General features: G+C 58.2%; 7 protein-coding genes, 1 tRNA gene and 2 rRNA genes. 7 read left to right on the top strand and 3 right to left on the bottom strand.

Annotation, left to right across the window (positions count from 1 at the left end; translation table 11 throughout):
• Nucleotides 1-24: 24 nt before the first annotated feature.
• The 3 genes from EXR36_02020 (at nt 25) to rrf (ending at nt 4342) form a co-directional block, all read left to right on the top strand.
• Nucleotides 25-100, top strand: a tRNA-Ala gene (locus tag EXR36_02020).
• Between the two features lie 463 nt (nt 101-563).
• Nucleotides 564-3925: ribosomal RNA gene (locus EXR36_02015) — 23S ribosomal RNA — on the top strand.
• 301 nt (nt 3926-4226) lie between these two features.
• Nucleotides 4227-4342: ribosomal RNA gene (gene rrf / locus EXR36_02010) — 5S ribosomal RNA — on the top strand.
• A gap of 50 nt (nt 4343-4392) precedes the next feature.
• Here rrf and EXR36_02005 read toward each other — a convergent pair.
• On the bottom strand, nt 4393-5148 hold the full coding sequence (locus EXR36_02005; GenBank protein MSQ58445.1) for a YdcF family protein: 756 nt from the start codon (nt 5146-5148) through the stop codon (nt 4393-4395).
• Between the two features lie 20 nt (nt 5149-5168).
• The gene (locus EXR36_02000; protein ID MSQ58444.1) at nt 5169-6626 is read right to left on the bottom strand and encodes an amidase; all 1458 of its coding nucleotides are present in this window, start codon (nt 6624-6626) and stop codon (nt 5169-5171) included.
• A 1057-nt stretch (nt 6627-7683) separates the two neighbouring features.
• Between EXR36_02000 and EXR36_01995 the strand changes: the two genes are divergently transcribed.
• From EXR36_01995 to EXR36_01980, 4 genes are all read left to right on the top strand, one after another.
• On the top strand, nt 7684-7950 hold the full coding sequence (locus EXR36_01995; protein ID MSQ58443.1) for a hypothetical protein: 267 nt from the start codon (nt 7684-7686) through the stop codon (nt 7948-7950).
• Nucleotides 7951-8144: 194 nt separating this feature from the next.
• Nucleotides 8145-9359, top strand: a complete 1215-nt coding sequence (gene phaZ, locus EXR36_01990) for a polyhydroxyalkanoate depolymerase (GenBank protein ID MSQ58442.1) — start codon at nt 8145-8147, stop codon at nt 9357-9359.
• 202 nt (nt 9360-9561) lie between these two features.
• Nucleotides 9562-10536 carry a quinone oxidoreductase gene (locus EXR36_01985; GenBank protein ID MSQ58441.1) on the top strand — a complete coding sequence of 325 codons (975 nt, stop codon included), beginning with the start codon at nt 9562-9564 and terminating at the stop codon, nt 10534-10536.
• Nucleotides 10537-10672: 136 nt separating this feature from the next.
• On the top strand, nt 10673-12109 hold the full coding sequence (locus tag EXR36_01980) for a DegQ family serine endoprotease (protein ID MSQ58440.1): 1437 nt from the start codon (nt 10673-10675) through the stop codon (nt 12107-12109).
• Nucleotides 12110-12173: 64 nt separating this feature from the next.
• Here EXR36_01980 and EXR36_01975 read toward each other — a convergent pair whose 3' ends face one another.
• On the bottom strand, nt 12174-12476 hold the full coding sequence (locus EXR36_01975) for a phosphate starvation-inducible protein PsiF (GenBank protein MSQ58439.1): 303 nt from the start codon (nt 12474-12476) through the stop codon (nt 12174-12176).
• Between the last annotated feature and the right edge of the window lie 24 nt (nt 12477-12500).

Raw genomic sequence — 12500 nt, 5'->3', positions numbered from 1 at the left:
CCTCAGTCCTCAGTCCTCTGATAGGGGGCTGTAGCTCAGTTGGGAGAGCGCCTGCTTTGCAAGCAGGAGGTCATCGGTTCGATCCCGTTCAGCTCCACCATACCAGAGGACAGAGGACTGAAGACAGAGGGCAGAATGTGGGTGCCACGGCGCTTCTTGATCTGTCCTCTGTCCTCAGTCCTCTGGCACGGTGAGGGGTTAGGAGTGAGGGGCGAGGGGTAAAGGCGCTAATGGGCGTTGACCTCTTTCTTCTTACTCCTCACTCCTTATGGGGAGTGGCAAGCTGTTCTTTAAAAATTCGGAAGAAGTTCAATTAAAGCGCGGTTCTTAGCGCGCGGAGATCCCATGAAGGCGAAAGCTGAATCAGGCGAGAGCTAAATAAGGCAAGAGCCAAGGGGGATTGAAGCGAGCTTAAGAACCTGGGTAAGAAGCATCAAAGTTCCCCGCGGGTCACTCATGCCAGCGGGGACAACCAAGCGTGCTTTGACCGGTTGATCTGAGGCAACACTCTGAAGAACGGAGGAGGGCGAGAGTTCTCCGAAGAGCGAAGGAGTGGGCTTAGGGTTATAGGGTCAAGCATTAAAGTGCATGGGGTGGATGCCTTGGCGATGACAGGCGAAGAAAGACGTGGCAGCCTGCGAAAAGCTGCGGGGAGCTGGCAAACGAGCATTGATCCGCAGATGTCTGAATGGGGAAACCCGGCCGCAAGGTCACCGGTACCTGAATTCATAGGGTACCTGGAGCGAACCTCCTGAACTGAAACATCTCAGTAGGGAGAGGAACAGAAATCAACCGAGATTCCGAGAGTAGTGGCGAGCGAAATCGGACAAGCCGTTACGATTTAACCATCGAGTTAGCCGAACACTCTGGAAAGGGTGGCCGAAGTGGGTGATAGCCCCGTAGGCGAAAACTGGTGTGGTGGAACTAAGCGTAAGACAAGTAGGGCGGGACACGAGAAATCCTGTCTGAAGATGGGGGGACCATCCTCCAAGGCTAAATACTCGTCATCGACCGATAGTGAACCAGTACCGTGAGGGAAAGGCGAAAAGAACCCCGGAAGGGGAGTGAAATAGAGCCTGAAACCGCATGCATACAAACAGTGGGAGCGGACTTGTTCCGTGACTGCGTACCTTTTGTATAATGGGTCAGCGAGTTACATTCACTGGCAAGCTTAACCGAATAGGGTAGGCGAAGGGAAACCGAGTCCGAATAGGGCGAATTAAGTCGGTGGGTGTAGACCCGAAACCGGATGATCTACTCATGGCCAGGCTGAAGGGTGGGTAACACCACTTGGAGGGCCGAACTCACTACTGTTGAAAAAGTAGGAGATGAGCTGTGGGTAGGGGTGAAAGGCTAAACAAATCCGGAAATAGCTGGTTCTCTCCGAAAGCTATTGAGGTAGCGCCTCGTGTGTTGACTCCCGGGGGTAGAGCACTGTTATGGCTAGGGGGGCGTTTAGCTCTACCAAACCATGGCAAACTCCGAATACCGGGAAGTTATAAGCACGGGAGACAGACGGCGGGTGCTAACGTCCGTCGTCAAGAGGGAAACAACCCAGACCGCCAGCTAAGGTCCCCAAGACACAGTTAAGTGGTAAACGAGGTGGGAAGGCATAGACATCCAGGAAGTTGGCTTAGAAGCAGCCATCCTTCAAAGAAAGCGTAATAGCTCACTGGTCGAGTCGTCCTGCGCGGAAAATTCAGCGGGGCTCAAACTGTGCACCGAAGCTGCGGGTCAGAGGACAGATGACAGAAGACAGAGGACAGATATGAACCAACCGAGTATCAAGGACTTCACGGACTTGGTGGTGTATCAAAAGGCGTATGAAAAATCGCTGGAGATCCACCGCGAGACCATGAAATATCCTGAGCATGAGCAATATGAGCTGGGGCGCCAAATGCGCCGGGCCAGCAAAGGCATATGCGCCAATATCGCGGAAGGATTTGGCAAGCAGAACGTCTCCAAGCCGGAATTCAAAAGATTCCTGCTCATGGCGATGGGTTCGGCGGACGAAATGCGAGTATGGGCGCGTTACAGTTTGGATTTGGGCCACATTGAGGAAACTCGGTGGTCGGACTGGAACAAAAGCTATAGCGACATTGCGAAAATGCTCAATGGTCTTCATGCCAAGTGGGGCTAGAAGACGTGGTGTGCGGTTTGTTTTTATCTGTTCTCAGTCCTCTGTCCTCTGTCCTCTGGCGGTAGGAGAGCGTTCCGTAGGCCTGTGAAGGCGAGGGGGAACCCTTGCTGGAGGTATCGGAAGTGCGAATGCTGACATGAGTAGCGATAAAGCGGGTGAAAAGCCCGCTCGCCGAAAGCCCAAGGTTTCCTACGCAACGTTCATCGGCGTAGGGTGAGTCGGCTCCTAAGGCGAGGCCATAAGGCGTAGCTGATGGGAAACAGGTCAATATTCCTGTACCGGCTCTAGATGCGATGGGGGGACGAAGAAGGTTACGTGAGCCGGGTGTTGGACGTCCCGGTTTAAGCGTGTAGGCGTGCTGCATAGGAAAATCCGTGCGGCTTAGCCAAGGCGTGATGAGGAGTGGGCTTCGTGCCCGCGAACTCACCGATACCAAGCTTCCAGGAAAAGCCTCTAAGCTTCAGTCTAGAGTTGACCGTACCGCAAACCGACACAGGTGGGCGAGATGAGAATTCTCAGGCGCTTGAGAGAACTCAGGAGAAGGAACTCGGCAAATTGACACCGTAACTTCGGAAGAAGGTGTGCCCCATGTAGGTGAAGGCGAACAGCCGGAGCCCAGTGGGGTCGCAGAGAATCGGGAGCCGCGACTGTTTAACAAAAACACAGCACTCTGCCAAGACGACAAGTCGACGTATAGGGTGTGACGCCTGCCCGGTGCCGGAAGGTTAAGTGATGGGGTGCGAGCTCTTGATCGAAGCCCCGGTAAACGGCGGCCGTAACTATAACGGTCCTAAGGTAGCGAAATTCCTTGTCGGGTAAGTTCCGACCTGCACGAATGGCGTAACGATGGCTCCACTGTCTCCTCCTGAGACTCAGCGAAGTTGAAATGGTTGTGATGATGCAATCTACCCGCGGCTAGACGGAAAGACCCCGTGCACCTTTACTGTAGCTTTGCATTGGACTGTGATGAGATCTGTGTAGGATAGCTGGGAGGCGTTGAGAGCGGGCCGCTAGGTTCGCTGGAGCCAACCTTGAAATACCAGCCTGGTGTCATTGCGGTTCTAACCTTGCCCCCTGAAGCGGGGGTGGGGACCGTGCATGGTAGGCAGTTTGACTGGGGCGGTCTCCTCCCAAAGAGTAACGGAGGAGCACGAAGGTTCGCTAGGTACGGTCGGAAATCGTACTGGTCGTGTAATGGCACAAGCGAGCTTAACTGCGAGACGGACAGGTCGAGCAGGTGCGAAAGCAGGTCATAGTGATCCGGTGGTTCTGTATGGAAGGGCCATCGCTCAACGGATAAAAGGTACGCCGGGGATAACAGGCTGATGACCCCCAAGAGTTCACATCGACGGGGTCGTTTGGCACCTCGATGTCGGCTCATCACATCCTGGGGCTGTAGCCGGTCCCAAGGGTATGGCTGTTCGCCATTTAAAGTGGTACGTGAGCTGGGTTCAAAACGTCGTGAGACAGTTTGGTCCCTATCTACCGTGGGCGCTGGAGGTTTGAGGGGGGCTGCTCCTAGTACGAGAGGACCGGAGTGGACGCACCGCTGGTGTACCGGTTGTGATGCCAATCGCATTGCCGGGTAGCTATGTGCGGAAGAGATAACCGCTGAAAGCATCTAAGCGGGAAACTTGCCCCAAGATGAGACCTCCCGGACCGCAAGGTCCCTGAAGGATCGCGGAAGACCACCGCGTTGATAGGCCGGGTGTGGAAGCGTGGCAACACGTTGAGCTAACCGGTACTAATGGTCCGTGCGGCTTGATCCTATAACCCTAAGCGGTTCAGGGGACAGAAGACAGAGGACGGAGGACAGAAAATCCGCCGCCCCTCTGGAGTTGTCCACTGAAGCCCAAGGCAATCAAAGTACGCGATGCAACCCAACCCATGAGTGATAAACACTCAGCGCTGAAAAAGAACTTCTTCTGAATATATCTATGGTGCGAGCGCTATCGCACCGCGGATCGAATACCGGGCTTCGAGCCGGCAAAAGCTCAAGCCCAATCAAGGAATGCGCCCGAAGGCGGCATGAGAACGGAGTCCTAGATCCTGGACTCCTGCCCTGCCCCGCAAGGCCAAACGAATTCCTGACGACCATAGCGCGGTGGACCCACGCCTTCCCTTCCCGAACAGGACCGTGAAACGCCGCAGCGCCGATGATAGTGCGGGGAATTACCGCGTGAAAGTAGGTCATCGTCAGGGTACTTACCCAAAAAAGCCCAACCCAAAAGGTCGGGCTTTTTTATTTGGGTTTAGCGGCCGCGAAGACTCGCCCAGGCAATGCCTAACCACTCGTGCAATGCGAATCCGCTATTGAAGTAGGCTCGCGCCGTGGGAAGAAAATCAACGAATGTGAGTTTGTTGGGCACGCGCGCGAATACCGTCGGAGCGGGAACTGGATCGAGATGCGCCGCTTTGAATTCCAATAGGGCGCGGCGCATATGCCATGCATGGGTGACGAGCAATACGCGCGCGATCTTGGCCTCGCGCAGCAACTCGGCCGAGTAAGAGGCGTTGTCCGAAGTGTCGCGCGAGCGCGACTCCACCCAGCGCGGCTGCAACCCGAACTCATCGCGCAGTGTTTGCGCCATCACCTGCGCCTCCGTGGGGCCATCATACTTGTAGCCGCCAGTGACAAGAAGCGGCAAACCGGTGCGTTTCGCAAGCCAAGCACCATATCGCAAGCGCTCCAGAGTGAAGATATTGGGTTGGTCCGAGCCATACTCCGCCGCTTGCTCGCGCAGGCCGCCGGCAAGCACTACGATGGCGCCGGCCCGTGGAAGATTCGTAGGACTCAGTGCCTGGGATACTTGCAAGCTCACGAGCAGAGCGCTCGACACCGCATTGGTGGATAACAGCACTACCGACACAAGGCCCGTTGCGATCAATCCGGCCCCTACCCATCTTCTTCGCAGCATGAGCCCAAGGAGGACTATCAGAGCCGGAGCTAAGGGAGGCAGGAGGAGGCCGGAAACAACATTCTGCAGCAGGAAAATAAAATCGGCCATCTCGTCTCCACACCCTGGATTCAGGTAAATCCCGCAGGCGCGGTGAAAGGGTAGTACTCCTTCTCCAGCATCTGCGCGAATGCGATACACGTGTGATCGCCATAGCGCGGCCCGATGATCTGCACTCCAACTGGTAGACCGTCCTCCGCGAGGCCTATGGGGGCCACCGTCGAAGGAAGATAGGCCATCCCCGAATATCCGGCCCAGAACATTTGCGTGGTGGTGGGTTGGGGTTTGCCATTCACCGTAATCACCCGCTCCCAGCGCTCGCCTTTTTGGTTGTGCGGAAACGCGGTGGTGGCGGCGGCAGGGCACAGCAACAAGTCGTACTGCGTAAAGTAGTCCTCCCAGGCCGCCGCCATTTGGAGGCGGTGTTCGTTCCAAGCGTGCCAATCTCGGTGAGGCATGGCCTGTGCGATCGTCATCCATTGATAATAATCGTCGTTGTCGAGCGCGGAATTGCGCGCCGCGGTTTGCGCGCGCGAAAAGGCTTCGTCGCTGAGCGAACTGGAGGTGGCCGCGCGAAGTAACTGGATGAATATCCGGTGGGCCGCCGCGAGATCGATTTTCGGCAAGTCCTTGTCGCTTACCTTCACTCCGGAGCGGACAAGAAACTCCGCCAGCTTCCGCAGCAACCGTTGAATGCTTTCATCGACTTCCGCGGTTTCCGCGGTGACCAATAGACCCACGCGAAAATCGCGCAAGCGAGTTTTTTTCGGCTTCGGTAATTTCAATTGCCATGCGCGTGCATCGGTTTCGCTAGGGCCGGCAATCACGTCAAGGGCCAAGGCAAGATCCTCCGCGTGACGCACCATGGGGCCAATCACATTGAGATCCTTATTGGCCAGCACGCCCGGCAAGTTTTGCCCAACGGCCGAGCACACCTCGAAAGTGGGCTTGTGCCCGTAGACACCGCAGTAATGGGCAGGATTGCGTATGGACGCTCCGATGTCGCTACCGGTCTCCAAACCGGTAAGACCGGCCGCCAGCGCCGCAGCCGCGCCGCCCGATGAGCCGCCCGGAGTGCGAGTCAGATCCCACGGGTTGTTCGTCGTGCCGTAGAGGGGATTGAAGGTCTGCCAATCGCCCAGCATGACGGGCACATTGGTTTTGCCAAAGAGCACCGCGCCCGCCGCGTTCAACCGGTCCACGGCAAGTGCGTTCTTTGCAACGATGTTGTACTGGTGCTGTGCCAGTCCCCAGGTGGTGGCCATGCCTGCCACATCGAAGGATTCCTTGATGGTCATGGGCACGCCGTGCAAAGGTCCCCACACTTCGCCGCGGCGCAATGCCCGGTCCGCCGCTTTCGCGCGTTTGCGTGCCCCGTCTATATCCATCGCGATGATGGCATTGAGCGCCGGGTTGTACCGCTCTACCCGCGCGAGATAAAAATCGAGCAACTCCAGGCAGCCGATGCTGCCCCGCCGCAGGCGCGCGGCGAGTTTCTTGGCTGAAGAAAATGCGAGTTCTTGGTCCATGGGCCTGCCTCCTTTTTGGCGAGGTTAGCAGATCAGCGGCCGCGATCCGAGGATTCGCCAAGATGAGACCGTTCGTCATCTGTAGATTACTTGTAGCTTGGATTTGGGTAAGCTGAGCGTGGAGGATCGCCCGCCATGCTCAAGACTCTTTCGCCGCTGGCCAAATTGACTCGTCCGCGGCTGCACGGGGTGGTGGAGCGCGAGCGCTTGTTTCGTTGGTTGGATGAGGCGCGATCCCACGCTGGGATCTGCATGGTGGGCCCGCCGGGCGCGGGCAAGACCACGTTAATGGCGAGTTGGCTGGATGCGCGCGGTATCCCCGGAATCTGGTACCAAGTGGATCCGGGAGACGCGGATTTGGCGACATTCTTCTACTACCTTGGGCTGGCGGCAGCACCCCATGCGGAGTCAGACGCCGCTCCGTTGCCCATGCTCACGCCGGAATACCTGCACGATGTGGCGGGTTTCGCGCGGCGTTTTTTTCGGGAGCTTTTTTTCAGGCTTCCCCCGGCTTCCGTTCTGGTGCTCGACAACTACCAGGAGGTGCCGGTGGATTGCCTCTTTCACCAGGTGGTGGCGGAGGCGGTCTCGGAGGTCCCCGCGAAGATGAACCTCGCCGCCATCAGCCGTGCCGATCCTCCTTCGCACTACGCACGCTTGATTGCCAACAAGAACGTCACCCTGCTGGAATGGGATGATTTACGCCTCACATTGGACGAGACCCGTCTTATTGCAGGCGATACGGTGGCGCTGGCGCCGGATCAACTGCGGCGTTTGCATGAGCGCAGCGGAGGTTGGGCCGCGGGGCTCACTCTGCTAATCGAGCGAATTCGCAAGGGCGCGCTCTGGGAGGACGAGGCCGGCACGCTGAACCTGGAGACCGTTTTCGACTATTTCGCCGGGCAGATATTCGACCAACTGCCCGCGGAAACGCAGCGGTTTCTGGCAAGAGTGGGATTTCTTCCCGGAGTCGCCGCCAGTGTGGCGCAGCAGTTAACGGGGAATCCGGACGCCTCGGTCATCCTAGAACAGCGGCTACCAAGTCGCGCCCGCGGAATTGGAAGCCGTGCTCGTGTCCCATCCTGCCATCACGGACGCCGCCGTGATTCCCAGCCCCGACGAAGAACATGGCGAAGTGCCCAAGGCCTTCGTGGTACGCAAAGGGGAACTCAGCGCGCAAGAGGTGATGGACTATGTCGCCGCGCGCGTGGCGCCCTTCAAGAAGGTTCGTATCGTGGAGTTCACCGGGCAATTCCCCAAATCACTTTCTGGAAAGATCCTCCGGCGTGAATTGGTGGAGCGGGAGCGCAAGGCCGTGGGCTAGTTCTTGCTGGCAACATCTCCAGGCGTCCCTGCCGGTTACCCTTCGCCGTGCAAATCCGCCTGCAAATCTACCCGCGATTCCACTTTGGCGCGCCGTTTCGTCCTGGTTACGGGGAGGCGTGTTCCCCGATTTCTTACGGATACCGTGGCGCGATTGCGATAATCGACTCGCTATCACAATAACAAGGTCCTCCCATGCTGTACTCGTTGCATGAGTTACAAAAGTCCCTTTCCGCCCCCTTCGTTACCTGGGCTCAAGCCAACCACCAGCTTTTCAGTCATCCCCATAGCCCGCTTTCTCATACGTTGGTAAGCCGCCAAGCGGCGGCGGGACACGAACTTTTCGTGCGCTTGCTGCGCAATTACGAAAAGCCGGCCTGGCGTATCGGCCATGCCGAGATCCATGGCGCGCCCGTTGATGTGCGGATAGAAACGGTGATCCAAAAACCGTTTTGCCATCTTCTGCGATTCGAGAAGGAGGTGGCGGACCGGGGTCCGCTCCTTCTCATTTTCGCCCCGCTCTCGGGTCACTTCGCAACACTGCTGCGAGACACGGTGCGCACGGCCTTCCGGGATTACGACGTATACGTGACGGATTGGTTGGATGCGCGCATGGTGCCCAAGAGCGCGGGTGCTTTTCATCTGGACGACTATATTGGCTATTGCCGGGAATTCATTCGGTATCTGGGCCCTGGTCTAAGCTTGATGTCCGTGTGCCAGCCAACCGTGCCCGTGCTCGCCGCCGTGTCGCTGATGGCGCAGGATAACGATGCATGTGTGACGAAGGCCCTGGTGATGATGGGCGGGCCCATCGATGCACGGCGCAACCCCACGAAGGTGAACGAGCTGGCCACGCGGCGCTCGCACGCTTGGTTTGAAAGTAACGTGATCCACCGCGTACCTTGGAATTATCCCGGGCATGCGCGCAGGGTGTATCCGGGATTCCTTCAGCACTGGGGTTTTCTGTCCATGAATGTGGACCGGCATATGGAGTCCCATCGCAAATTCTTCAATCACCTGGTGGCCGGTGACGGTGAGAGCGCGGATGCCCACCGCCGCTTTTACGACGAGTACAACGCCGTCCTCGACATGCCCGCCGAGTACTACCTCGACACGATCAAGACCGTATTCCAGGAGTTTGCCCTGCCTCGGGGCCAGATGAAGGTCGCGGGGCGTTTGGTGGAACCCGCCGCCATTCGCGGTGCTTCGTTGTTCACGGTGGAAGGCGAGTTGGACGATATCTCCGGCAATGGGCAAACATTGGCTGCTCACGATCTGTGCACGGGGATTGGGGCGAAGCGGCGGCGCCACCTGTGCGTGCAAGGGGTTGGGCACTACGGTATTTTTAGCGGGCGCCGGTTTCGAGAAAGCATTTACCCCGAGATTCGGGAATTTCTGAATAAGGCATAGAAGAGCGCCTGTGATAAGGCGCCGGCGTTGAACCACGCTTCACATCCAGCGAACGCTGGCGCAGCCTATCCAGTCGCAAAGCCCGGAGCGGCGCGAATCGTCCGATCCGCGATGAATGCTGGCGATCATCTGCGCCGCTGATAGAATCGCGCCCGGCAAGGATCCACCGTTTTGTTCGCGAGTACGTACAGGAGATTAGAAAATGACCAAAGCAATTAGATTTCATAAGCCGGGCGGACCAGAGGTCTTGGTCCATGAGGATGTCGAAGTTGGAGCACCAGGACCGGGCCAGGCACGCGTGCGTAATACCGTGGTCGGGCTGAACTATATCGACACCTATCACCGGTCCGGGCTCTATTCGCTGCCCATGCCCAGCGGGATCGGCCTGGAAGCTGCGGGCGTAGTGGATGCGTTAGGGGAGGGTGTGGACTATCTGAATGTGGGAGACCGCGTGGCTTACGCCGGCGGGCCCGTGGGCGCCTATTCAGAGTTGCGTCTGATACCAGCAGATCGTTTGGTCAAGGTCCCTGAAGGGATTACCGACGAGCAGGCCGCGGCCATGATGCTGAAGGGCATGACCGTGCAGTACCTGATCCGCCGTACCTACCGGGTGCAGAAGGGCGAGACGGTGCTGTTTCACGCGGCGGCGGGGGGCGTGGGTCTGATCGCTTGCCAGTGGCTGAAGGCTTTGGGCGTGACGGTGATCGGTACGGTCGGGTCCGACGAAAAGGCGGCCATCGCCAAGGCACACGGTTGCCACCACACCATCGTTTACACGCGCGAGAACTTCGCCGAGCGCGTCATGGAAATCACCGGCGGCAAAAAGGTGCCCGTGGTGTACGACTCGGTGGGTAAGGACACCTTCGCCGGATCGCTGGATTGTTTGATGCCGCGCGGATTGCTCGCCGTATTTGGTAATGGATCCGGCCCCGTGGGGGCGTTCGATCTAAATCTGCTGGCCGCAAAGGGCTCCCTCTACGTAACGCGTCCCTCGCTCATGGTCTACACCGGCCGTCGCGAAGACTTGGTGGCCAGCGCCAACGAACTTTTCGATGTGGTGAAAGCGGGCAAGGTCAAGATCGAAATCAACCAGCGCTATGCGCTCAAGGACGCCGCCCAGGCCCACCGGGCCTTGGAAGGACGCAAGACCACCGGCTCGACCGTGTTCACGCTCTAAGCGTGTAAACCGCTTCATGTGAAGGGCGCGCGGGACGGGCGGTCAATGGCCACCTTGTGCGGCGTGCCGTTCCAGGTTGAACTACCCGGGGCAGGTCCCACCTAAGCGTGATCCCGTTCGCTATCCAGGAGTTTGCATGATGGCTCGCCGTTGCGCTTTCGCGCTTCTTTTGTTGCTCGCCGCTTGTCAAAAGGTTGACGTACCGAATTCCGCGCAAGCCAATCCGCAACCCTCGGCCGCGGCCGTTGTGGCCCCGCTGCAGCTCCCGGATTTTTCCGCTTTGGTGGAACGGCAAGGCCCCGTCGTGGTGAATATCACCGTGGCACGCGAGGCGGCCGGTGAAGACGAAGATTCCACTGCGCCGCCGCCCTTCGGTATGCCGTGGGATGAGTTGTTCAAGCGCTTCCAGCCTTTTCGCGGACATCCCGGTCCCACCCCGAAGCGGGCCTCCATGGGCTCGGGATTTATTGTCAGCGCCGATGGCGAGATATTGACCAACGCCCATGTGGTCGGCGACGAGAAGAGCGTTACAGTCAAGCTCACGGACAAGCGCGAGTTCATAGCCAAGGTCCTAGGCACGGACCGGCAGACGGATGTGGCGCTGGTCAAGATCGAAGCGCAAGGCCTGCCTGTCGCGCCCATAGGCAATCCAGCGAACACCAAGGTGGGCGAGTGGGTGGCGGCCATTGGTGCTCCCTTTGGCTTCGAGAACAGCATCTCCGCGGGCATCATCAGCGCCAAGGGGCGCGCACTCCCAGACGAAAATTACGTGCCTTTCATTCAGACCGACGTCGCCATCAACCCCGGTAATTCTGGCGGCCCGTTGTTCAACCTGCGCGGCGAGGTGATCGGCGTCAACTCCCAGATCTATACGCGCTCAGGCGGGTACATGGGTATCTCCTTTGCCATTCCCATAGACATCGCCATGGATGTGTCCAAGCAGATCAAAGAGCATGGGAAGGTCGCGCGCGGGCGCATGGGCGTGAAAATTCAAGAACTCAGCCCCGAGCTTGCCAAGTCCTTTGGGTTAACCAACGCGGAGGGCGCTTTGGTGGCCGAAATCGAGAAAGGCGGGCCCGCCGGCATGGCTGGTGTGGAAGCGGGTGACGTGATCCTCGCCTACAACGGCAAACCCATTCGCGATTCGCGCGACTTGCCTCCATTGGTCGGCGCGACGCGTCCTGGCGCCCAGGCCAAGGTCAAAATCTGGCGTGGCGGAAAGGAATTGGAGATCGCCATCAAGGTGGGAGAATTTTCGCCGGAGAAGGTCATGGCCCGCGGCGAGCCCGGCTCCGGCTCCGCGAACAAACTAGGGCTGGTGGTGGAGGATCTTTCGTCCAGCCAGCAGAAACAACTGGGTGTGCCGGGCGGCGCGTTGGTGAGGCAGGCCAAGGGCGCGGCGCAAAAAGCCGGTGTTCGCCAAGGCGACGTGGTGGTTTCGCTTAATGGCGAAAAAATCACCTCCGCTTCGCAACTGGACTCCTTGGCGGGGTCGGCCTCCGGTGGCCGGCCAGTCGCGTTGCTCATTCAGCGCAACGAACAAAGGATGTTCATCGCAGTGCCGCCCGGCTAGGTTCGCAAAACGCATAAAGAACCCCGCGCTAGCGGAGTTTTTTGTGCATGCGAGAGACCGCGGATTACTTGGAGAGGCACTCGCTCATGAACTTCTTACGCGCATCGCCTTTGAGATCCTTTGTTTTCGCTTCGGCGTTGCAGCCCTTCATTTTTTGCTGCTGGGCGGTGAGTTCCTTCTTCTTATCCGCTTGCTCTTCTTTCTTCGCGGACAGGCACTGGCTCATGAATTTCTTGCGATCGCCGCCCTTGAGTTCCTTCTTTGCCGCATCCGCATTGCAGGCCTTCATTTTTTCTTGCTGGGGTGTTTGCGCGGTAGCGAGATTGGAAAGTATGGCGAAGAACGCCAGGGCCAGTAGTTTTCTCATGGGCCTCTTCATGCACGACTCCTT

Source organism: Betaproteobacteria bacterium, assembly GCA_009693245.1.
Classification (GTDB): Bacteria; Pseudomonadota; Gammaproteobacteria; order Burkholderiales; family SHXO01; genus SHXO01.
This window is presented reverse-complemented; position numbering and strand designations above follow the sequence as displayed.